Consider the following 21937-nt stretch of genomic DNA (forward strand, 5'->3'; position numbering starts at 1 on the left):
TCCTCTCCGTCCGATCTCGGTCAGGCCGGTGGGGGCCGCAGCTGCCTGCGGCCCCCACCGGACCGGCGTCAGGCCGCGGCCGGCGCCGGGGTGATCTGCTGCTCCAGGAACTCGCTCAGCTGCCCGGCGGACGGGTGGTCGAAGGCCAGCGACGGCGGCAGCGGCACCCGGAAGGCCGCCTCCAGCGAGTTCTTCAGCTCGACCGCCACCAGCGAGTCCAGCCCGAGCTGGACGAACTCGGTGTACGAGTCGATCGCGTCGGCGTCCTCGAAGTGCAGCACGTCGGCCACCTTGGAGCGGACGAACTCGTCGATCACGACGAGCCGTTCGGCCTTCGGCAGGGCGGTCAGCGCGTCCAGGTCGAGGGTCCGCGCCGAGTCGGCGCCGGCCTTCACCAGCAGCTCGTACAGCGCGTCGCTGACCGGCTTGGCCGCGGTGAACCGGTCCCAGTCCGCCTCACCGGCCACCACCTGGGCGACCGGCCGGCCGAGCACCGAGGCCAGCGCCCGGGTGCCCTTGGCCGGGGTGAACAGCCGGATCCCCTCGTCCTCCCACTTCTTGATCAGCGAGTCGTCCAGCCGGGCCGACATGCCGACCTCGGCCCACGGCCCCCAGTTGACCGACAGCGCGGGCAGCCCCTGTCCGGCCCGCCAGTGCAGCAGGGTGTCCAGGAAGTAGTTGGCCGCCGCGTAGTTGGACTGGCCGGGTGCGCCGACCACCGAGGCCGCCGACGAGTACCCGACGAAGAAGTCCAGGTCGGGCAGGGCGGCCGCGGCCTCGTGCAGCAGCCAGGTGCCGTACACCTTGGCCCGGAAGACCTCGTCGAGGCTCTCCCAGGTCTGCGCGGGGACCGGGCGGTCGTCCACGGTGCCGGCCGAGTGGATGATGCCCGCCACCGGGTGGGCACCGCCGGCCAGCGCCGCCATGATCCGGGCCACGTCGGCCGGTTCGGCGATGTCGCCCTGCAGGACGGTCACCTCGGCCCGCTCGGCCAGCCGGTCGAACAGGTGCTTGACGTCCTCGACCGGCTCGGGGCGGCGGCTGACCAGGGCCAGGTGCCGGGCCCCGAGGTCGACCAGCTTCTCCGCGGTGACCAGGCCGAGCGCGCCCAGACCACCGGTGATCAGGTAGGTGCGGTCCGGGGAGATCGCCACCTCGCGGGCGGCAGGCGCCCGCTCACCGGCGAAGTCCAGCACCAGCTTGCCGACGTTGGCGCCCCGGCTGAGCACCCCGAAGGCCTCCTCGACCTCGTCCAGGGTGTACGCGGTCGCCACGATCGGCGGCAGCTGGCCGGACTCGACCAGGGCGATCACGGTCCGCATGATCTCCTGGTTGAGCGGGATCAGCTGATCCTGCGGCAGCTCGCTCAGGTCGAAGTTGTGGTACGTGACGTCGGGCCGCTCGGCGGCCACCTGCTCGGGGGTCCAGGCGCCGACCTTGCCGAGCTCGATGAACCGGCCGCCGGTGCCCAGCGCCCGCATGCCGGCCGGGATGTAGTCCTTGTTCAGGCTGTTCAGCACGATGTCGACGCCGCGTCCGCCGGTGATCCGCTCGATCTCGTCGGCGAAGTCCAGCGTGCGGGAGTTCATCACGTGCTCGATGCCCTGGGCCTTCAGCAGCGGCCACTTGTGCGGGCTGGCGGTGGCGAAGACCTCCGCCCCGGCCAGCCGCGCCAGGTGCGCCGCGGCCTGCCCGACACCGCCGGCCGCCGCGTGCACCAGCACCCGGTCGCCCTGCTTGATCCCGGCCAGGTGGTGCAGCGCGTAGTAGGCGGTGACGTACACCGAGATCAGGCCCGCCGCGGCGGTGAAGTCGATGTTGGCGGGCTTGCGGACCGCGACCGCGGAGGGCACCGTGACCCGCCGCTTGAACAGGTCGAGGTAGTTGAGGATCACCTCGTCGCCGACCGCGAACCGCGCGTCCGGGCCCGCCGCCAGCACGGTGCCCGCGCACTCGAAGCCGAGCGGCTGGTCGCCGAAGTCCTTCAGCATGCCGAGCGCGTTCAGCACGTCCTTGAAGTTCAGGCCGGCCGCGTGCACCTCGACCTGGATCTGGTCGCCGACCGGCGCGATCTCCTCCGCCGGCACCGGCTTGATCCCGCCGAACTGGCCGTACTCCTTGATGGCCAGCCCGAAGTTGGCGTCCTGCTTGGCCCGCGGGTCGACCGCCAGCAGCCTGCGCACGTGCCGGAAGCCCTCCCGGTACGCCACCTGGAACTCGCCGGTCTCCCGGGCGTGCAGCTCGTCCAGCAGCGGCAGGTGGCCGCCGGTGCCCGGCAGGTCCAGCAGCGTGGTGCGGTACGCCGGGAACTCGTTCAGCAGCGTGTGGCCGAAGCCCCACAGGCTGGACGCGGCCAGCTGCGCCCCGCTGCCCGGCTCGTCGCCGTACAGCACCTGCGAGCGCTCGGTGACCAGCCACAGCCGCTGGTTGCGGCCGAAGCCGGCCTGCTCCAGCGCGGCCAGCAGCTCCAGCAGCGCCCGGTAGTTGCGCTCGGACTCGGCCCGCAGCGCCTCGGCGCCGGTGGCCCCGTCGCCGGGCTGCCAGTACCAGGCCAGGTCGGTGACCTGCTGTCCGGCGAGCACCCGGGTCACCTCGGCCGCGGTGGCGGCGAAGCTCAGGCTGCCGCCCTGCTCGGCCAGCCGCGGCAGCGCGCCCTCGAACTCGGCCGCGTCCCGGCCGACCACCAGCAGGTGCCGGCCGGCCACGCTGTTCGCCCCGGCGAGCGAGCGCTTCACCCAGCGCATCTCGTGGAAGAAGCTGCGGCGCGCACCCGAGAAGGTCTCGGCGACCCGCTTCAGCCCGAGCCCCTTCAGCTCGAACACCGGCCGGTCGCCGTCGAGCGCCAGCAGGTCGGCCGACAGGTCGACCTCGTCGGTGTCGGCCGGGACCACCCGCAGCAGGGTGCGCAGGGTGTCCGCCTTCGGCTTGCGGAACAGCCGGAACCGGCCGAAGCGCACCGGCAGGTAGTCGTTGCCGTCGTCGGCCAGCGCGGCCATGTTGTGCATCGCCGCGTCCAGCAGGGCCGGCGGCATGTGCTCCAGCGCCCCGGCGCTGCGGCCCTCCAGGTCGCCGACGGTCAGGTCGCCCGGGTAGCGGTGCACCGAGCGCATCAGCCGGAACTCCGGGCCGTAGTCCAGCCCGGCGCCCGAGTACGCGGCGTACACGTCCTCGGCGCGCAGCACGTCCTCCGGCCGCTCGGCCGCCTCCGCCAGCGCGAGCAGCTCCTGCGCGGCCGCGGTGAGCTCGTCCGACACCTCGGCCTCGGCGCCGATCACGGCGACCGCGTGCAGCCGCTCGATCACGGCCGGCTCGCCCTGGGCGTCCCGGGTCTCGGCCAGCGACACGATCTCCACCGCGCCGGTGCCGTCCGGGCCGGTCCGCAGCCGGGTCCGCAGCCGGGTGGCGCGCTCCTCGTCCAGGAACAGCGCCTCGCGGAAGCCGACGTCGCGCACCGGCCGGCGGGTGTGGCCGTGCACCGCGTCCAGCAGCGCCAGCACGATCTCCAGGTAGCCGGTGCCGGGGAAGACGACCTGGCCCATGGCCACGTGGTCACCCAGGTAGGCCGGCTGGGTCGGGCTCACCGAGCTGCTGAACTCCCGGACGCCGTCGGCCAGCTGCTCCGGGGTGGTGGTCTCGCTGCCGAGCAGCGGGTGGCTCGCCGTGCGGCCGTCCACCCCGGCGGCCCGCAGACCGTGCCGGTTGGCCCGGTTCGGCAGCCAGTAGGACTTGCGGTCGAAGGCGTAGCCGGGCAGCGACACCAGCCGGTGCGGGCGGCCCGCGTGGTAGCCGCTCCAGGAGAAGGCCAGCCCGGCCGCGTAGAACTGGGCGATGGCGGCCCGGATGGTCCGGCCGGCGGTCTCCTTCGGGCTGAGCCCGCCGATCCACAGGTGGTCCTGCGGGGTGACCGACTGCTTGGCCGCACCGGTCAGCGCCGGGGACGGCCCGATCTCGACGATCGCGTGCTTGCCGCGCCGCTCCAGCGTCTTCATCCCGGCGGAGAACTCGACCGCCTCACCGATGTGCCGGATCCAGTACTCCGGGTCGCTGAGCTCCGCGAACCTGGCCACCTTGCCGGTCAGGTTGGAGATCAGGGTCAGCGCCGGCTCACGGAACTCCACGTGCGCGATGGCGGCCCGGAAGTCGTCGAACACCTCGGCCATCAGCGGCGAGTGGAAGGCGTGCGAGACCTTCAGCTGCTTGACCGTCAGCCCCGCGTCGGTCAGCTGCGCCACCACGGTGGCCAGCGACTCGGAGCCGCCCGAGATCACGGTCTGCTGCGGCGAGTTGACGGCCGCCACGGCCAGGTCGGGGTACGGCTCCAGCAGCGGCGCCACCTCCTCCACCGGCGCGGAGACCGCGGCCATCCCGCCGGGCGCGGTCACCGACTGCATCAGCGAGGCCCGGGCCGACACCAGCGCGGCGGCGTCGGCGAGGCCGAACAGGCCGGCCACCGCGGCGGCCACCACCTCGCCGATGCTGTGCCCGATCAGCACGTTGGGCTTCACGCCCCAGGACATCCACAGCTTCGCCAGCGCGTACTCCAGCGTGAACAGCGCCGGCTGCGCGTACAGGGTCTGCCCGAGCGCCTCACCCTGGCCGTCCAGGTCGAACATGATCTCCCGGACCGAGCGGCCCAGGTGCCCCGCGAACAGCCGGTCGCACTCGTCGACGTGCTCCGCGAACAGCGGGAACTGCCGGTACAGCGCGGCGCCCATGCCCGCGTACTGCGAGCCCTGGCCGGTGAACAGGAACGCCACCTTGCGGATGTCGCCGCGCGGGCCGGCCGGCTCGGTGCCCGCGTGCTTGGCCAGCAGCGCGGCCAGCTCCTCGCGGTCGGCCACGTTGCCGGCGATCCGCTGGGCGAAGTGGCTGCGGCCGGTGTTGGCGGTGAAGCAGAGGTCCGCGACGTCCAGCTCGGGGTGCTGCTCCAGGTACCGCTGGTAGCGCTCCACCTGCAGCTGGAGGGAGCGCTTGGTCTTGGCGGAGAGCGTGAAGACGTGACCGCCCTCGTGCTCCTCGGGGGCGGCGGCCGGGGCGATGTCCTCGACCGCGGGTGCCTCCTCCAGCACGGCGGCCGCGATGGAACCGGCGAAGCCGAAGCTGTTGACCACCGCACGGCGGGTCTCGGCCTTCCACGGCCGCGCCTCGGTCGGCACGGTGACCGGGATGGAGTCCCACGGGATCCGGCCGGAGGGGGTGGAGAGGTTCAGGTGCGGGAAGACGGTGCCGGTCCGCATCTGCAGCACGGTCTTGATCACACCGCCGATGCCGGCCACCGGCTCCATGTGCCCGAGGTTGGTCTTCAGCGAGCCGACCGTGACCGGGTTCTCCTTGGTGTGCGACTTCGCGAACACGTCGCTGATCGCACCCATCTCGATCGGGTCGCCCAGCGGGGTGCCGGTGCCGTGCGCCTCCACGTACTGGATGTCGGCCGGCTCCAGGTGCGCGTTGCGCAGCGCGGAGCGGATCACGATCTCCTGGGCGGTGCCGTTCGGCACGGTCAGGCCGGCGCTCTCGCCGTCCTCGCCGATCGCGGTGCCGCGGATCAGCGCGAGCACCCGGTCGCCGTCCCGCTCCGCGTCCGAGAGCCGCTTGAGCACCAGCACGGCGCAGCCCTCGGCGCGCACGTAGCCGTCCGCCGACTCGTCGAAGGTCTTGCAACGCCCGTCCGGGGCCAGCATGTTGGCCTGCGAGAACATCACGAAGATGCGCGGGTGGTGCAGGCAGTTGACCGCGCCGGAGAGCGCGATGTCGGTCGCGCCGCTGCGCAGCCCCTCGACCGCCAGGTGCATCGCCGTGAGCGAGGAGGCGCAGGCGGTGTCCACGCTCAGGCTCGGACCGCGCAGGCCGAGGAAGTACGACAGCCGTCCCGACAGCGGGAACAGCGTGATGCCCGCCGCGAGGTGGCCGTCCAGCTCCTCGTACGGCAGGCCCTCCATCTCCAGCGCGTAGTCGATCGAGCTGGCGCCGATGTAGACGCCGCCGTTGCCGTGGCGCAGCGTCCCCGGGTCGATGTTGGCGTTCTCCAGCGCCTCCCAGGCGGTCTCCAGCAGCAGCCGCTGCTGCGGGTCGACGAAGTTCGCCTCCTTGGGGGAGATGTTGAAGAACTGGGCGTCGAACTGGTCGATCTGGTCGAGGAATCCGGCCCCGGTGGTGTGGACCTTCCCCTTCTCCTCGGCATCCGCGGGCTTGAACGCCGGGACGTCCCAGCGGTCCTCGGGCACCGGGCGGATACCGGAGCGGCCCTGGCCGAGGAACTCGGCGAACCCCTCGGGAGACTCGTTCCCACCCGGGAAGCGCAGGCCGATACCGACTATCGCGATGGGCTCGTTCTGCTCCGGTTTGTTCGACATTCCCGTTCTTCCCTTTCAAAGGTCGGCCGCCGTGCTGCGGCAGGTCGCTGAGGTGCCGGGCGCGCCCGTCTACAGGGAGCCGGACCCGGCCGGCAGCTCGTCGAACAGGTCGCCGAGCAGATCGCCCGTCAGGTGGTCCAGCAGCTGGTCGATCGTCGGGCTGTTGAACAGGGTGGTGGTGCTGACCGCGATGCCCAGCTGCGCCTCCAGCCGGGTCTTCACCTCGACGATGCGCAGCGAGGTGAAGCCCAGCTGGAACCAGCTCTCGTCGGTGGGCAGGTATTCGTCCTCGTCCATCAGCAGGCTGGCCTTGAATTCCGTCACCACGAGGGATTCCAGGGCCTCCCGGCGCTCGGACCGGGGCAGCGACCGGAGCAGTTCGATCGTCGCTATGGATTCACTCATCGCGTGCACCCGTTTCCGCGCGGGGAGAAGTTCGGCAAAGCGACCGCCTCCGTCGGTTCTGGGCCGTCGTCCCTGCCGGCCCCACGTGGGCAACATGCGAACACGGGCGGCTGACCACGCCCTGACCAGCGACTGACTCGGGCGGGCGGCGGTGGCCGCGGCCGGTCCGGGATCCATTGACAGGGACTGCCGGATTCGCTTCAGTGGTCTAGTCCAAATCGGTGGCGCGCCGTCGCGCGTCCGGCCTTCCCCCACAAGGCATTTGGGCACCCCCATGTCCTGAGGCAGGAGCATCCCCCACATGCGTACTCCCCGAAGAACAGCTCTGCGCCGCGGCGGCCGCCGCACGCTGGCGGCCGGTACCGCCTGGGCCGTCGCCGCGGCCGGCGCGGTCGCGCTCAGCTTCGGCCTGGCCCCCTCGGCCAGCGCCGGCGAGTTCCTGGTCAACGGCGGCTTCGAGACCGGCGCGCTCGGTCCCTGGAGCTGCAGCGGCGCCACCGGCAGCGTGGTCACCGGCCAGGCCCACGGCGGCACCCACGCCCTGGCCGGGGCCGCCTCGGCGAGCGACAACGCCCAGTGCACCCAGACCGTCACGGTGCAGCCGAGCACCACGTACACGCTCAGCGCCTACGTCAACGGCGCCTACGTCTACCTGGGCGTCAACGGCGGCGCCTCCACCTGGACCCCGGGCACCGGCGGGGCCTACCAGAAGCTCACGGTCTCCTTCACCACCGCGGCCGGGCAGACCAGCGCCACCGTCTTCACCCACGGCTGGTACGGCCAGGGCACGTACTACGCCGACGACGTCTCACTGGACGGCCCGGGGGCTCCCACCAACCCGCCGACCACCCAGCCGCCCACGTCCCAGCCGCCCACGTCCCAGCCGCCCACCTCGCAGCCCCCGACGTCCCAGCCCCCGACGTCCCAGCCGCCGACCAGCCAGCCGCCCACCACACCGCCGCCCGGCGGCGGGCTGCCCACCCACGCCCTGGTCGGCTACCTGCACGCCAGCTTCGCCAACGGCGCCGGCTACACCAGGATGGCCGACGTGCCGGCCTCCTGGGACGTGATCGACCTGTCCTTCGGCGAGCCGACCTCCGTCACCTCCGGTGACATCCGGTTCAACCGGTGCCCGGTCAGCGAGTGCCCCTCGGTGGAGTCGGACGCCGACTTCAAGGCGGCCATCGCCGCCAAGCAGGCGCAGGGCAAGAAGGTGCTGATCTCGATCGGCGGCCAGAACGGCCAGGTCCAGCTGACCACCACGGCCGCCCGGGACGCCTTCGTCTCCTCGGTCTCCGCGATCATCGACCGCTGGGGACTGAACGGCCTCGACATCGACTTCGAGGGCCACTCGCTGTCACTGAACACCGGCGACACCGACTTCAAGAACCCGACCTCCCCGGTGATCGTCAACCTGATCTCGGCGCTGAAGACCCTGAAGGCCAAGTACGGCCCCGACTTCGTGCTGACCATGGCCCCGGAGACCTTCTTCGTCCAGCTCGGCTACCAGTACTACGGCTCGGGACCGTGGGGCGGCCAGGACCCGCGGGCCGGCGCGTACCTGCCGGTGATCTACGCGATGCGGGGCGACCTCACCCTGCTGCATGTCCAGGACTACAACTCCGGCTCGATCATGGGCCTGGACAACCAGTACCACTCCATGGGCGGCGCCGACTTCCACGTCGCGATGACCGACATGCTGCTCAAGGGCTTCCCGGTGGCGGGCAACACCGCCAACATGTTCCCCGCACTCGCCCCCTCCCAGGTGGCGATCGGCATGCCGGCCACCGTCAACGCGGGCAACGGCTACCTCGCCCCGGCCGAGGTCGACAAGGCGCTGGACTGCCTGACCAAGGCGGCCAACTGCGGCAGCTACGTCCCCCGCAGCGGCGCCCAGCCCAACCTGCGCGGCCTGATGACCTGGTCGGTCAACTGGGACCAGTTCGGCGGCAAGGAGTTCTCCCGGAACTTCGACAGCTACTTCGGCTGACCACCCGCCGCACGGCGGACGCCGCCGACCTCCGGCCCCTGCGAGGGGTGCCGGAGGCCGGCGGCGCCGTCCCGGCCCGCCGCGCGCGTGCGGCCCCCGTCACCGCGGGCCTAGCCTGGAGACAGGAGGTGGTGACCATGTTGGCGGACGCACCGCTGGTGGCGGTCATCCCTGCCGGGGACCTCGACCGGGCGAAGCGGTTCTACCGCGACACGCTGGGTCTCAAGGTCGCCCGGGAGGGTACGGAGGACATCGCATTCGAGTGCGGCGGTACACAGCTCGCCGTCTACCGCACCCCGAGCGGGGGCCAGGCGGCCCACACCCTGGCCAGCTGGAAGGTGGCCGATCTGGACGCCGAGATGACGGACCTGCGCGGCCGCGGGATCGTCTTCGAGGAGTACGACCTGCCGGGCCTGAAGACGGTCGACGGGGTCGCCGAGGCCGACGGGATGCGGGCGGCCTGGTTCAAGGACAGCGAGGGCAACATCCTCTGCGTGAACCAGGTGCCGGACTGACGGCCGCGACCCGGACGTGCCTCGGACGCGCCCCGGGAACGCCGAAGGCCCCCTTGCTCTCGCAAGGGGGCCTTCGACCGTCGGTGCGCCGCCAGGGACTCGAACCCCGGACCCGCTGATTAAGAGTCAGCTGCTCTAACCAACTGAGCTAGCGGCGCCTGCTGACGGAGAGAACATTACCTGGTCAGCGGCCGAAACTCCCAATCGGTTCCGGGCCGCCGGACCGCCCCGGACCGGCGAGCCGCGGGATGGGTGCGCTTTGCCGCTTTTATTCTGATCGGAGCGCCCGGAGCCGGTCCCGGGCCGAGCCGAGGAGAGGGAGCACCCCGGTGGCCCAGCTGTCGCTGCTCTTCCTGGTGCTGCTCGCCGCGGTGGTGACTGTCCCGGTCGCCCGGCGCTCCGGGATCCCGCAGCCCGTGCTGATGACACTGCTGGGCATCGTGATGGCCCTGGTCCCGCAGATCCCCGACGTGAAGGTCGAACCGGAGCTGATCCTGCCGCTGGTGCTGCCACCCCTGATCTTCGCGGTCGCCCGGCGCTCCTCAGTGCACTACTTCCGCACCAACCTGCGCTCCATCCTGCTGCTGGCGGTCGCCCTGGTGGTGGTCACCACCACGGCCGTCGCCGGGGTGTACCACTGGCTGGTCCCCGCGGTGCCGCTGGCCGTCGCGGTGGCCCTCGGGGCCCTGGTCTCGCCCCCCGACCCGGTCGCCGCCGTCGCGGTGGCCAACGCGGTCGGACTGCCCCGCCGGCTGGTCGCCATCCTGGAGAGCGAGGGCCTGTTCAACGACGTCACCGCGATCGTGATCTACTCGCTGGCCATCGACGCCGTGGTCAGCCACGACCTCTCGGTGCCGCATGCGCTGGCCCGCTTCGTGCTGTCCGCGGTGGTCGCCGTACTGATCGGCATCGCCCTCGGCTGGCTCAACGCCAAGCTCGCCGGGCTGCTGGACGACCCCACCCTCCAGGTCGCGCTCAACCTGCTGGTCCCGTTCGCCGCCTACACCCTGGCCGAGGAGGGACACGGCTCCGGTGTGCTGGCCGTGGTGGTCTGCGCCCTGTACCTCGCCGACCGGGCCGCGGACGCCGACGACGTCGCCTACCGGCTGGTCGGGAACGCCTTCTGGGAGATCGTCGAGACCCTGATCACCGGCGTCGCGTTCGGCCTGATCGGCCTGGAGCTGTCCACCGTGCTCGCCGACGTCAGGAACAGCTGGCGGGGCATGCTCGGGGACGCCGCCGCGGTGATCGCCACCGTGGTGCTGGTCCGGCTGGTCTGGCTGCTGCCGGCCGCCTGGCTGTCCCGGCGGGTCAGCCGCAGCGACGAGGACACCCCGCTCAGCTGGCGGGAGACCGTGGTGCTGTGGTGGTCCGGGATGCGGGGCGTGGCCACCGTCGCCCTCGCCCTGGCCGTCCCGCTCACCCTGCACGACCACACCGCCTTCCCGGGCCGCAGCGAACTGATCTTCGTGGCGTTCAGCGTGGTCTTCTTCACCCTGCTCGTCCAGGGCCTGACCCTGCCCTGGCTGGTCCGGCGGATCGGCCTGGACACCGACGGCGACGCCCACGAACAGGCCGCCAAACAGCTGTGGTGGCGCGCCTCCAAGGCCGGGCTGCGGCGGCTCAACGAACTGGAGGACGAGGAACAGCTGCCCTCCGAACTGGTCGAACGGCTGCGCGAGCGCCAGCACGACCGGCTGACCCGGCTCTACCCCGAGCGGTACGAGGACGGCGAGGCGGCCGAGGCCAAGCGCCGGATCTCGCTGTGGCGCAAGGCCTACGGCATCGAACAGGAGATGATCGCCGCCTCCCGCCGCGAGGTGCTCGCCGCCCGCGGCGAACCCGGCGCCGACCCCGAGGTCGCCGACCAGGTGCTGCGCCAGCTCGACCTGCGCTCGCACCGCAAGTGACGGCGGGTGACCGGCGTTGCGGCCGGGCCCGGATGACACCCGGTGAGCCGCCGTCGCGTGGCCGTGGCGGCCGCGGGCCGGGCTGGCCTTAGGCTGGCCGTGGGCAAGGCCGTCAACGGAGTCGGCGCACGCACCGCTGTACCGCCGGACCTCGCGCAACCCTCCGCTGGGCCCTGCCGGTAACCGCAAACCGGATGACTCGAGGAGCAAACCGATGTCGGAGAACCCCGCCACCGGCCGTACCCCGTTGGACCGCACACCGCAGTGGGCCGCGCTGGGGAAGCACCGGGCGGAGCTCGGTGAGCAGCACCTGCGCGAGCTGTTCGCCGCCGACCCGGACCGGGGCCGCCGCTACACCCTGAGCGTCGGCGACCTCCAGGTCGACTACTCCAAGCACCTGGTCACCGACCGCACGCTGGCGCTGCTGCGCGAGCTGGCCGCGGCCACCGGGGTGGCGGAGCTGAGGGACGCCATGTTCCGCGGCGAGAAGATCAACATCACCGAGCACCGCGCCGTCCTGCACACCGCGCTGCGCGCCCCCCGCGGGGCCGTCATCGAGGTGGACGGCGAGAACGTGGTGCCCGCCGTGCACGCCGTCCTCGACAAGATGGCCGCCTTCGCCGACCGGGTCCGCAGCGGCGAGTGGACCGGCCACACCGGCCGCCGGATCCGGCACGTCGTCAACATCGGAATCGGCGGCTCCGACCTGGGCCCGGCGATGGCCTACGAGGCGCTGCGCGCCTACACCGACCGCGGCCTGGACCTGCACTTCGTCTCCAACGTGGACGGCGCCGACCTGCACGAGGCGCTGCACGGCCTGGACGCGGCCGAGACCCTGTTCATCGTGGCCTCGAAGACCTTCACCACCATCGAGACCATCACCAACGCCGTCTCCGCCCGGAACTGGCTGCTCGCCGAACTCGGCGCCGGCCAGGAGGCGGTGGCGAAGCACTTCGTCGCACTGTCCACCAACGCCCAGGGCGTCGCCGACTTCGGCATCGACCCGGCCAACATGTTCGAGTTCTGGGACTGGGTCGGCGGCCGCTACTCCTACGACTCGGCGATCGGCCTCTCGCTGATGGTCGCGATCGGCCCGGACAACTTCCGGCAGATGCTGGACGGCTTCCACCTGGTCGACGAGCACTTCCGCACCGCCCCGCCGGAGCAGAACGTCCCGCTGCTGATGGGCCTGCTCGGGGTCTGGTACGGCGCCTTCTTCGACGCCCAGTCGCACGCCGTGCTGCCGTACTCGCACTACCTGTCCAAGTTCACCGCCTACCTCCAGCAGCTGGACATGGAGTCCAACGGCAAGTCCGTCGACCGCGACGGCAACCCGGTCGGCTGGCAGACCGGCCCGGTGGTCTGGGGCACCCCCGGCACCAACGGCCAGCACGCCTACTACCAGCTGCTGCACCAGGGCACCAAGCTGATCCCCGCCGACTTCATCGGCTTCGCCGCGCCCGTCCCCGGCCTGCTGCCCGGCCTGGTCGCCCAGCACGACCTGCTGATGGCCAACTTCTTCGCCCAGACCCAGGCGCTCGCCTTCGGCAAGACCCCCGAGGAGGTCGCCGCCGAAGGGGTGCCCGCCGAGCTGGTGCCGCACAAGACCTTCCGCGGCAACCACCCGACCACCACCGTGCTGGCCACCGGCCTCACCCCCTCGGTGCTCGGCCAGCTGGTCGCGCTCTACGAGCACAAGGTGTTCGTCCAGGGCGCGGTCTGGAACATCGACTCCTTCGACCAGTGGGGCGTCGAGCTCGGCAAGGTGCTGGCCAAGCGGATCGAGCCGGTGCTGCTCACCGGTGCGGGCGCGGACGCGCTGGACAGCTCCACCACCGCGCTGGTGGACCGCTACCGCGAGCTGCGCGGCCGCTGACCTCCGCGCCGCCCGCCGCCCCGCCGGGCTCAGTGCCCGGCGGGTCGGCACGGCGGGCAGGCGGTCGGCACCGGCCGCGGGGCGCGGGCCGGGCCGGGCAGCGAGAGCGCCACGGCGACCAGGACCACCACCGCCAGTACCGCCGCCCCGGCCGCCAGGCGCCACCGGCGCCGGGCGGCGCGGTGCGCCCGCAGGGCGGCCGCCTCCGGGGCGGCCAGCTCGGCGCGGAGCCACTGCTCCCACCCGGCCCGGTGATCATCGGCTGTCATGGCCGCGGAGGTTAGCAGCGGACCGGCCGGTGGCGCCGCCGAATTCCGGTGCCCGGGAACGCCGAAGGCCCCCTTGCTCTCGTAAGGGGGCCTTCGACCGTCGGTGCGCCGCCAGGGACTCGAACCCCGGACCCGCTGATTAAGAGTCAGCTGCTCTAACCAACTGAGCTAGCGGCGCCTGCTGACGTGGAAGACTTTAGCAGCGGCCGGGCGCGGAACCAAAATCGAATACGGCCGCCCGGGCACCCGGGGTTCAACGGGCGTTGCGCCGCCCGTCACCCCGCCGCCCGTCACCCCGGCCGCAGCCTCCGCCGCCCTCAGCGCAGCGGGGTGGGCGCCGGGAGCTCGACGGGCGGCATCCCGGCGCCGGAACCCGGGCCGTGGGCGGCCCGGGCGGCCCGTACGCAGGCCCAGAGCACCACGGCCGCACCGGGCAGCCACGGGTCCTGGGTGTCCGGCGCGACGATCCACCGCCCGGGGCCCTGCCCGGGGGAGTCCGGCGCGTTCAGCATCCGCTGCACCGGCGGCACCGTGACCGCGTCCCCCTGCCCGTGGCAGAGCAGCGGCGGCACGTCCCGGGCCCACTCCTCCCAGGCCAGCAGCGAGCGCAGCCGGGCCGCCGCGCCCGGCTGCACGAAGAGCAGGGTGCGCCCGCGGAAGGAGGCCACCGGGCCGCAACCGGGCCCGGAGGCCCACAGCTCGTCGAGCACCCGGCGGCCGAACAGCGCCGGCATGCTGATCACGTCGAAGACCCTGCCGCAGGGCAGCACCGCCGGCGCCCACGGGCGCGACTCCCACAGGGCGCGCATGCTGCGCGGGTACTCGCTCGCCGAGGCCAGCCAGGTCTCCCCGGCGACGGTGACGTACTCCACGGATTGATACGTCCAGATGTCCACGGCAGCAGCCTGGCCCGCGCGGCGACCCGCGCGCGCGGGAAGTGACGTTCGGCGGACAAATCGGGGGGTGACGGCGTACCCTTCCCGGCCGCATATGCCAGTGGCGATTCGAACTGGTCGACGGACGGCCGCGGCCCCCGCGCGGAATCGATTCTCCCGCAGGTCAGGGGTGGTGCGGGGGTGGGTTCAGAGCTGCTCGCCGCGGCGCTGCAGCCCGCGGCCGTACTCGACCATCCGGGCCGCGTAGTCCGGCGTCCAGTCGGCGCGGGCGCCGATCTCGGCCGGCGTCAGGGCGTCGAAGCGCCGCGGATCCGCCAGCTGGGCCGCGGCGAGCGCCTGGAAGTCGGTGGCCCGCTCGGCGGCGGCCCGGAAGGCCACGGTCAACTCGGTCGAGCGGCGCAGGAGTTCGGTCGGGTCGTCGATCGACTCCAGGTCGAAGAAACGCTCCGCCTCGGGTTCGGCGGCCTGCGGTTCGAAGATCAGCTGGGCCGGACGCAGCCGGCGGGGTGCGGTGCCGCCCTGATCCTGGGCGGCCGGTGCGGGCACGCCGCTGCGGTCGGACGCCGGTGTACGGGGATCGGGCATGAACGCTCCTCCAGATGGTCGGCCGACCCGGGGGCCGGCCGGTCGGGACCGGGCCGCCGTCCATTGTCACTCCGCGGCCACCGGTAGCGGAACGGTGCGCGTGCGGTTGCTATTCCCCGTTTCGGGTGGCGCGGACCCCGCCGCACGCCCCGGGGCGCCGCCGCCCGCTCTCCCCTCAGAGCCGGACCCGGTGCTCCGCCAGGTGCGCCAGCACCGCGTGGTTGGCCTCCCAGCCGTCGGGGAACTTCACCGCCACCCCCAGCTGGACCGGCTCGGTGGACGGGTGCTCGTCCAGCAGCTCCGCGATCCCGGCCCGGGCCACCACGATGCAGGCGTGCCGGTGGCGGGAGGCCAGCACGCACAGCCGCCCGGTCTCCAGGTGGAACGCGGTGGCGTCCGGCCGCCCGGACAGCGGGTGCAGCACCACCGTCACGTCGTACTCGCGGCCCTGCAGCCGGTTGGCGGTGTCCACCGTCACCGCGGGCCCGGCCGCCGGATCCACCGGCACCCCGAGCCCGGCCAGCGCCGCCCGGACCGCCGCCGCCTGGTCGCGGTGCGCGGTGCCGACCGCGATCCGGCCCGCCGTGAGCGGCGTCGAACCCTGTTCGGAGTGCGCCGACAGCCCCCGGTCCAGCAGCCGCCGGACGGTCGCCGCGACCGCCGCCACCGCCTGCGGGTCGGTCCGTACGGTGTGCCGGGCGGGCAGCTCCAGCAGCGCCCAGCCGTGCTCGGCCGCCTCGTCGATCGCGGCGTCCACCGCGGAGCCGTCCGCCCGCACCCCGGCCGTCAGCCGCCGCTCGCCCGGGCCGGTGCCCGACCGGAACGGCGTGTAGGGGTAGAACGCCGAGGAGATCAGCGGCGCCGCCGTCGCCGGCAGCCGCCAGGACACCGGCAGCCGGTGCGGCCGGATCGCCGGGTTGTGCGCGAGCAGGGTCACCACCGCGCTGCCGGACGGGTCGTACGACAGCCCGGCCCACTGCTCGGTGCCGACCACCGTGAACGGGTCCAGCTGGCCCGGATCGCCGACGAACAGCGCCCGCTCGAACAGCCGGGCCACCGCGAGCAGCGCGTCCGAGCGCATCTGGTACGCCTCGTCGACGATCGCGTGCCGCCACGGGTCGGCGTCCTTCACCCACTGCCACTTCGCGGCGGTGGAGATCACCACGTCCAGCTCCAGCAGGTCGCCGGCCTTGGCGGAGGCGGTGACGTTGCCGTGCCGCAGCGCCTCCGGGGCGGGCCGGGAGTCGGCGGCGTGCAGCCGGCCGATGGTGAGGTCCGGGCCCTTCTCGGCGAGCCGGTCCACCAGGTCGTCCACCTGGCTGTTGGTCTGCGCCACGATCATCAGCCGCTCACCCGCGGCGACCAGCTCCCGGGCGGCCCGCACCACCAGGGTGGACTTGCCCGCCCCCGGCGGGGAGTCCACCACCACGCCGCGCGGCGCGCCGGGCACCGGGTGCACGGTCTCGGCGAGGATCGCCGCGACGGCGGCGTCGGCGGCCGCACCGGGCGGGACGGGCCCGTCGGGCCCGGCGCCGGGGCCGGGGACGCCGAACAGGACCGGGGGCTGATGGACGGTCATGGCGGTGGTCATTCCCACTCTTCGGAGCCGATGGGTGAACTCTGCCCGGCGCCGGGCGGGCCGCCGTGCGTCCACGGGGTGTCGTCCGGCTCGGGCAGCGGGGCGGACTGACGGGCGGTCAGCTCGAACAGGGTGAACACCACCCGTTCGCCGACCTCCGGCACGGTACCCGGCTCCGGCTCCTTCCTGCGGCCCATCCCGGACACCAGCCGCACCGTCACCTCGCCCGGCGCCGCCGCGACGATCTCCGCCCGCTGCGCGGCCACCGGGCCGCCGGCCCGGTGCACCTCGCGGCCCGGATCGGCGTGCGGACGGTCCGGGGTGGCGAGCGTCACCAGCGGCCGGGGCTTGGGGGAGCGGCCCGAGGTGTCGTACTCCGGGACCACCTCCGTCACGGTGCCGCTGAACGCCTCGCCGGCCAGCCGGTGCCCGGCCATCGCCAGCGGATCGTCCAGCGCCTCCTGGATGTCCAGCCGGGCCTGCTCCCGTTCGCGCTGGGCCAGCTTGCGGGCGGCGGTCACCGCGTCGTCCCGGCGCGGCTGGGGCGGCTCACCGGCGGCCACCCGGTCGCGGTGGCCGGTGTACGACCAGCGGTCGCCCTCCCAGCGCTCGGGCAGATGAGCGGCGGGCGGCAGGCCGCGCAGCAGGTCCAGGCCCTGCCACAGGTCCCGCCAGGTGGGCAGCAGCTCGGCCTCCAGCGCCTCGTGCAGCCGCTCCAGGGCCTGCTTGACGTGCAGGGCGGCCCGGTCACCGTCGGCCGGACCGGCCCGCCGGAGCGCCTCGAGCGCCGCGTCGTGGCGGGTGATCGCGGGTGCCAGCACCTGGGAGTCGAAGCGGGGGTCGGTGAGCGGGCCGGCCGGCGGGTGCAGCAGTCGGCCGTCACCGTCGCGCCCGGTCTCGGCGCGCTCCGCCGCCTCGGCGCCGGTCAGCCCGTCGGGCGGGTGGTGCCAGGCCAGCTGGGCGGCCAGGTGCTGGTCCTCCAGGTGGCTCTGGCCGGTGGCCCAGTGCCGGGCCAGCAGCCCCGTCATCGGCAGCAGCATGCTGCTGCCCGGCACCTGGGCGCGCTCGGCCAGGTGCGTCAGCCACCGGCCCAGCAGCGGGACCTGAGGGGGCGCCGGGTACGGTCCCGGGTCCGCGTCCTCGGCCGTGCGCCGGAACCGGGTCGACCGGCCGAGCAGCGCCAGGTGCCGCACCGCGCCCGGGTTGGGGACGATCAGCTGCGGGGCGTCCGCACACAGCTCGCGGACGACGGGGACCTTCTCGCCGGACTCCGGATCCTTCTCGGACCCCTCGATCTGCTCCACCTCGTCGGCGAACGACTCGAGGTAGGGCAGCAGTTCGCCCGCGAAGGCGGCCAGGAAGTCGAAGCGCTGGGTGCGGTTGAGCGGCTGCGGCACCACGAACAGGCGCGGCGCCAGCCGGTCGGTGCCCAGCAGCACGGCCAGCGGCGCGCCCTCCTCGCCGGCCGCCGCCAGCGGTACGACCACCATCGGGCGCTCCGACAGGTGCCGGTGCCGGACGGTGGCCAGTGGCTCGGCCCGGCCGCTGCGGACCGCCTCCAGCCGGGCGAGGGTGCTGAGCAGGCTCACCGGACCGGCCTCCCCAGCGCCTCGGCCCGCAGCGCCGCCGCGTACGCCAGCCGGGCGGCGGCCTCGTCGGCGTCGCTGCCGGGGTCCGCGTCGTCGTCCGGCCCGGGGCCGGCCGGTACGGGAGCCGGGACCGGGGCGGCGCCGGGGGAGCCGGTGCCCTCGGCCGCGGCCAGCGCCCCGGCGACCGTCCGGATCGAACCCAGCTCGCCGCGCACCCCCCGCCCGAGCTGCTCCACCGCGTCCGCGCACCGGGCCTGCGCCCGGCAGTGGAAGCCGAGTTCGCAGGCGGACAGGCAGTCCGGGCTGTAGGAGGCGGGCACCGCGGCGACCGCGGCGGCCAGCTCCTCGGCGGGGCGGGCGGGGGCGCCGGTGCTGTCCGGGGCCAGGTCGAAGGTGGTCCCGGCGGGCAGTGCGCCGAGCAGCTGGTCGATCCTGGTCAGCCGGGCCAGCTGGCGCCGGGTGGTCGCCAGTTCGCGCCGGACGTCGACGGCCGCGGCGGTCGGCCGGTTGCTGAAGTCCTGCGGGCAGACCAGCAGCACGGTCAGCGCCGGGCTGCCGGGGAACTCGTCCACCTGGTACGGCCCGGCGGCGGCGCTGCGGCCGGCCAGCAGCGCGGCCGTCTCCTGGAGCGCCAGCACGTAGACCGCGGCCTGCCGGGCGGCCGCGCCGACCTTGGCCGGGTCGGCGACACCGTCCAGCACCGGGAAGGACTTGATCTCCACCACGGTGCACCGCCCGCCGTGCACCACCACCGCGTCCGGTTCCAGGTAGGCGAGGCTGCCGGCCACGGTGAGCCGCAGCATGGGATGGTCCAGCAGGGTCCAGCCGTCGAGGTCGGCGGCCGCGGCGGCGAGCACCTCCCGGGTGCGCTCGGCCCGCACCGCCGGGGTGGCCCGGGGCAGCAGGTCGGGCACGGTCGGCGGGGTGCCGCCCTCGGGCGGCAGGCCGAGCAGACGGCGCAGCGGGCCGAGCAGCGCCGCGTAGCCGTCGTCCTTGAGCCTGGCCTCGAACACGTTGCCGCGGGCGATGGCGAAGGGGGACTGGCCGAACGGTGCGGGGCGGCCCAGCTGCTGGGCGACGGCGGCCTTGTCGACACCGGCGGCGTCGAGCACGGCCCGGCGGCGACAGCCGGGGTTGGCGGCCAGGGCGGCGAGGGCGCGGGCGTCGAGGCTGCGCTGGGGCGTCGGTCCGCGCAGTTCGGCGAGCCGTCGCGCCAGGGGGTCGGCCTGCGCAGGGTGCGAGACGTTCATGGTGCGGCCCAGTGTCGCACCCGGCACCGACAATCCGGACGCTCCCCCCGCGGGGGCGGCCGCCGGGCCGGTCCGGAACCCGGCGGTCCGCGGCGGCGTTCCGTTCTCGGGACTCCCGCTACCCGCCGGTAGCCGACCGGTGCGAGATCATGAGGAGGGGGCCCTCAACGGCGAGCCAGGCCGCCGCGTACCAAGCCGCGAGGAGAAACCGCATGCCAGCCCGAATCGTGCTCGTCCGTCATGGTGAGACCGCGTGGTCGGCCACCGGCCAGCACACCGGCCGCACCGACGTCCCGCTCACCGAGGAGGGCCGCGCGATGGCCCGCGCCCTCGGTGCCCGGCTGGCCAAGGCGCCGTGGAACAGCCTGCCCGAGGCCGTCGTCTACACCAGCCCGCTGTCCCGGGCCCGGGAGACCTGCGAGCTGGCCGGCTTCGGCGACCGCGCCATCGACCGGCCCGAACTGCTCGAATGGGACTACGGCCAGTACGAGGGCCGTACCGGCCAGGACATCCGCGCCACCGACCACCCCGGCTGGCTGATCTGGCGCGACGGCGTGCCCGGCGGCGAGAAGCTCTCCGAGGTGGCCGCCCGGGTCGACAGCCTGATCGAGGACCTCAACTCCCGCCACGGGCTCCCGCATCCGGACACCACCACCATGCACGCCGCCGACTGCGAGGTGGTGCTGTTCGCCCACGGCCACCTGCTGCGGATCCTCACCGCCCGCTGGCTCGGCCTGCCGCCGGAGTACGCCCAGCGCTTCAAGCTCGGCACGGCCTCGCTGTCGGTGCTGTCCTGGGAGTACGGCCTGCCCGCGGTGGAGATCTGGAACGACCACAGCCACCTCGACTGACCTGCCCCGGACGGCCGGTCCTCCCCGGGGCCGGTCCCGGGTACCCGGGGAGGACCGGCCACCTCGGCGCGGCTGCTCAGGCCGCCGCGACGGCGGTCCGGTAGGACTCCAGGAACCGCTGCACCTCCGGTACCCGCCGGTGCTCCAGCAGCCGCCCGGCCGTGTGCGCGAGCATCCCCCGGATCCGGGCCGAGCGGACCTGCGCCAGCAGTCCGGTCGCCGCGCCGGCGTGCTCGGCGGCGCCCAGCAGGTCGCCGCGCCCGAGCCGGTCGTGGGCCAGCTCGGCGGTGTAGAGCGCCCGGTTGCGGACGAAGTGCGGCTGCTGGAGCGCTATCGCCTGCCGGGCCCGCTCGCTCGCCAGGTCCCACTCGCCGAGCGCCGCCCGGCACTGGGCCTCCAGACCGGCCAGTTCGGCCTCGCCGAAGAACGACATCCACTCCGGGTCGGCGCCCGACCCGCCGCGGTCGAACAGCGCGTACGCCCTGGACAGAGCCTGCTCGCAGGCGGCCCGGTCCTGCAGCAGGGCCCAGCCGCCGGCCTCCCGCAGGGAGAGCAGCGAGAGCAGGCGCGCGGAGCCCAGCCGCCGGGCGGCGGCCTGTCCGGCCTGGGCCGCGCGCAGCGCCTCCCGCGGCCGGCCGGCGTCCCGGGCCAGAAAGGCGCTGTTGCAGAAGACATGGGCCTCCAGCGCCGCGTCACCCGCCATCCGGGCGGTGGCCAGCGCCTCGGAGTAGAACGAACGGGCGTCCATCAACCGGTTCGAATCGTGCGCCAACCACCCCACCGAGATGGCCAGTTCACCGGCCCCGGCCTGGAGCCGGCGTTCGGTGGCCGCGCTGTGGAGGCCGTCGTTGAGCAGCAGGTAGGCGTTGCGCAGCGACTGCCCGGCCCGCTCGAACAGGGTGTCGCCGCCGACGGCGTCGTCGAGCAGCCGGATCTCCCGGACGGCCTGCTCCACCCCCCGGACCTCCGCGGCGCCCACCCTGCGGGGGGCCGGCAGGTCCGGCCGGGGGTCGAACGGCGGCGGGGCCGCGGCCTGCGCGGGGCCGTCCAGGCCGAGCGCAGCCGCGAGGGCGGTCGGGCCGCCGCTCAGGAATGTCCGGCGACGCACGTCGTCGTTCTCCTCATCGGGCCGGTGCAGGTCGTCGAGCGGGGGCGGTGCGGCCGGTCCGCCGCCGGCGGTCCGGCGGCGGACCGCGGTCCGCGGGGCGAAGCCTAGGTCCGCCAGGGAACGTCCCGGCCACATGTGGCGGAACACTCGCTCGTACGCGTAGTTGGGACAGCGGATCTCACCCGCCTCGACCCGCCCGACGTAGCGCGCGTCGCAGGACACGTGCTCGCCGATCTCCCGCGCCGCCCGGCGCACCGCGGTGGCGAACTCCCCGGGGGAGAGGTCGCCGCGCAGCTCGCGCATGACGGTGTTGGGGGCCGCGGGCGCGGGCCCGTTCGGTCGGGTCGCTGTCATGCTGCGCTCCGTGGTCGTGCGCCGGGAGGTGTGCCGGGGGTGCCGGGGTGTTCCAGGGTGTTTCAGGGTGTGCCGGGAGGGTGGTGCGGGGGTGGTGTGCGGATGGCGCGCGGGTGGGGCCGACGCGCCGGGCGGGGCCGGGGGGAGGTGGGGCCGGGTGGTTCGGGTGGCCTCCCGGTGTCGGCAAGACAGTACCCGCCGTCACGCACCGGTTACTGCGGGTTGTCGCGCAATCTCCGGGCAATAGCGGACATATCGCTCCGGCGCGCCGGTATCCGCCACGAAATGCCATGCCTTGCTGTACGCCACCCCGTGGCCTCGGGCGCCCTCCGTGCGTTGTCCTGATACGTGGAAGCCCCCGTCACCCGCCCCCACCCGACCGAGTGACCCGGCTTCCGACCTGACGA

At 73.9% G+C, this 21937-nt stretch carries 14 protein-coding genes and 2 tRNA genes; 5 read left to right on the plus strand and 11 right to left on the minus strand.

Annotation, left to right across the window (positions count from 1 at the left end; translation table 11 throughout):
- Positions 1-68 precede the first annotated feature (68 nt).
- Together AC2TEW_RS32465 and AC2TEW_RS32470 are read right to left on the minus strand one after the other, a co-directional pair.
- Positions 69-6353: an SDR family NAD(P)-dependent oxidoreductase gene (locus AC2TEW_RS32465; protein WP_484626864.1), complete on the minus strand. Its 6285-nt coding sequence runs from the start codon at positions 6351-6353 to the stop codon at positions 69-71.
- A 69-nt stretch (positions 6354-6422) separates the two neighbouring features.
- Positions 6423-6758 (minus strand): acyl carrier protein, encoded by a 336-nt coding sequence (locus tag AC2TEW_RS32470; protein WP_033819471.1) that lies wholly within the window; start codon positions 6756-6758, stop codon positions 6423-6425.
- A 301-nt stretch (positions 6759-7059) separates the two neighbouring features.
- On the opposite strand from AC2TEW_RS32470, the gene AC2TEW_RS32475 reads away from it, so the two are divergent.
- Positions 7060-8748, plus strand: coding sequence for a chitinase (locus AC2TEW_RS32475; protein WP_484626865.1), 1689 nt, complete (start codon positions 7060-7062; stop codon positions 8746-8748).
- Positions 8749-8885: 137 nt separating this feature from the next.
- The gene (locus AC2TEW_RS32480; protein ID WP_033819479.1) at positions 8886-9263 is read left to right on the plus strand and encodes a VOC family protein; all 378 of its coding nucleotides are present in this window, start codon (positions 8886-8888) and stop codon (positions 9261-9263) included.
- 84 nt (positions 9264-9347) lie between these two features.
- On the opposite strand, the gene AC2TEW_RS32485 is transcribed toward AC2TEW_RS32480, so the two are convergent.
- Positions 9348-9421: transfer RNA gene (locus tag AC2TEW_RS32485), tRNA-Lys, on the minus strand.
- Between the two features lie 171 nt (positions 9422-9592).
- On the opposite strand from AC2TEW_RS32485, the gene AC2TEW_RS32490 reads away from it, so the two are divergent.
- Positions 9593-11173: a Na+/H+ antiporter gene (locus AC2TEW_RS32490; protein ID WP_484626866.1), complete on the plus strand. Its 1581-nt coding sequence runs from the start codon at positions 9593-9595 to the stop codon at positions 11171-11173.
- A gap of 214 nt (positions 11174-11387) precedes the next feature.
- The gene (pgi, locus tag AC2TEW_RS32495) at positions 11388-13049 is read left to right on the plus strand and encodes a glucose-6-phosphate isomerase (RefSeq protein ID WP_484626867.1); all 1662 of its coding nucleotides are present in this window, start codon (positions 11388-11390) and stop codon (positions 13047-13049) included.
- A gap of 29 nt (positions 13050-13078) precedes the next feature.
- Here the strand turns inward: pgi and AC2TEW_RS32500 are convergent, their stop codons facing one another.
- From AC2TEW_RS32500 to AC2TEW_RS32530, 7 genes are all read right to left on the minus strand, one after another.
- Positions 13079-13318 carry a hypothetical protein gene (locus tag AC2TEW_RS32500; RefSeq protein ID WP_484626868.1) on the minus strand — a complete coding sequence of 80 codons (240 nt, stop codon included), beginning with the start codon at positions 13316-13318 and terminating at the stop codon, positions 13079-13081.
- Positions 13319-13422: 104 nt separating this feature from the next.
- Positions 13423-13496, minus strand: a tRNA-Lys gene (locus tag AC2TEW_RS32505).
- Between the two features lie 139 nt (positions 13497-13635).
- Complete coding sequence (locus AC2TEW_RS32510; RefSeq protein WP_484626892.1) at positions 13636-14376, minus strand: bifunctional DNA primase/polymerase; 741 nt, start codon at positions 14374-14376, stop codon at positions 13636-13638.
- 24 nt (positions 14377-14400) lie between these two features.
- Positions 14401-14799 (minus strand): DUF8844 domain-containing protein, encoded by a 399-nt coding sequence (locus tag AC2TEW_RS32515; RefSeq protein WP_233288901.1) that lies wholly within the window; start codon positions 14797-14799, stop codon positions 14401-14403.
- A gap of 175 nt (positions 14800-14974) precedes the next feature.
- Positions 14975-16390, minus strand: a complete 1416-nt coding sequence (locus AC2TEW_RS32520) for an AAA family ATPase (protein WP_484626869.1) — start codon at positions 16388-16390, stop codon at positions 14975-14977.
- A complete protein-coding gene (locus tag AC2TEW_RS32525; RefSeq protein ID WP_484626870.1) occupies positions 16387-17967 on the minus strand; it encodes an amino acid adenylation domain-containing protein in 1581 nt (526 codons plus the stop codon). The genes AC2TEW_RS32520 and AC2TEW_RS32525 overlap by 4 nt, the downstream gene beginning before the upstream one ends.
- Positions 17964-19217 carry a hypothetical protein gene (locus AC2TEW_RS32530; protein ID WP_484626871.1) on the minus strand — a complete coding sequence of 418 codons (1254 nt, stop codon included), beginning with the start codon at positions 19215-19217 and terminating at the stop codon, positions 17964-17966. Before AC2TEW_RS32530 ends, AC2TEW_RS32525 begins: the two co-directional genes overlap by 4 nt.
- 212 nt (positions 19218-19429) lie before the next feature.
- Here AC2TEW_RS32530 and AC2TEW_RS32535 point away from each other — a divergent pair, with 212 nt between their 5' ends.
- Positions 19430-20068, plus strand: coding sequence for a histidine phosphatase family protein (locus tag AC2TEW_RS32535; RefSeq protein ID WP_484626872.1), 639 nt, complete (start codon positions 19430-19432; stop codon positions 20066-20068).
- Between the two features lie 76 nt (positions 20069-20144).
- Here AC2TEW_RS32535 and AC2TEW_RS32540 read toward each other — a convergent pair whose 3' ends face one another.
- Complete coding sequence (locus AC2TEW_RS32540) at positions 20145-21530, minus strand: NsdA family TPR-like regulatory protein (RefSeq protein ID WP_484626873.1); 1386 nt, start codon at positions 21528-21530, stop codon at positions 20145-20147.
- Between the last annotated feature and the right edge of the window lie 407 nt (positions 21531-21937).

The sequence above is a fragment of the Kitasatospora sp. NEAU-CNBT7 genome, from assembly GCF_057220535.1.

Excerpts from the sequence above, each read along its gene's own strand:
- AC2TEW_RS32465 (WP_484626864.1), bottom strand. The coding sequence starts at position 6,353 with ATGTCGAACAAACCGGAGCAGAACGAGCCCATCGCGATAGTCGGTATC.
- AC2TEW_RS32470 (WP_033819471.1), bottom strand. The coding sequence starts at position 6,758 with ATGAGTGAATCCATAGCGACGATCGAACTGCTCCGGTCGCTGCCCCGG.
- AC2TEW_RS32475 (WP_484626865.1), top strand. The coding sequence starts at position 7,060 with ATGCGTACTCCCCGAAGAACAGCTCTGCGCCGCGGCGGCCGCCGCACG.
- AC2TEW_RS32480 (WP_033819479.1), top strand. The coding sequence starts at position 8,886 with ATGTTGGCGGACGCACCGCTGGTGGCGGTCATCCCTGCCGGGGACCTC.
- pgi (WP_484626867.1), top strand. The coding sequence starts at position 11,388 with ATGTCGGAGAACCCCGCCACCGGCCGTACCCCGTTGGACCGCACACCG.
- AC2TEW_RS32500 (WP_484626868.1), bottom strand. The coding sequence starts at position 13,318 with ATGACAGCCGATGATCACCGGGCCGGGTGGGAGCAGTGGCTCCGCGCC.
- AC2TEW_RS32515 (WP_233288901.1), bottom strand. The coding sequence starts at position 14,799 with ATGCCCGATCCCCGTACACCGGCGTCCGACCGCAGCGGCGTGCCCGCA.
- AC2TEW_RS32520 (WP_484626869.1), bottom strand. The coding sequence starts at position 16,390 with ATGACCACCGCCATGACCGTCCATCAGCCCCCGGTCCTGTTCGGCGTC.
- AC2TEW_RS32530 (WP_484626871.1), bottom strand. The coding sequence starts at position 19,217 with ATGAACGTCTCGCACCCTGCGCAGGCCGACCCCCTGGCGCGACGGCTC.
- AC2TEW_RS32535 (WP_484626872.1), top strand. The coding sequence starts at position 19,430 with ATGCCAGCCCGAATCGTGCTCGTCCGTCATGGTGAGACCGCGTGGTCG.
- AC2TEW_RS32540 (WP_484626873.1), bottom strand. The coding sequence starts at position 21,530 with ATGACAGCGACCCGACCGAACGGGCCCGCGCCCGCGGCCCCCAACACC.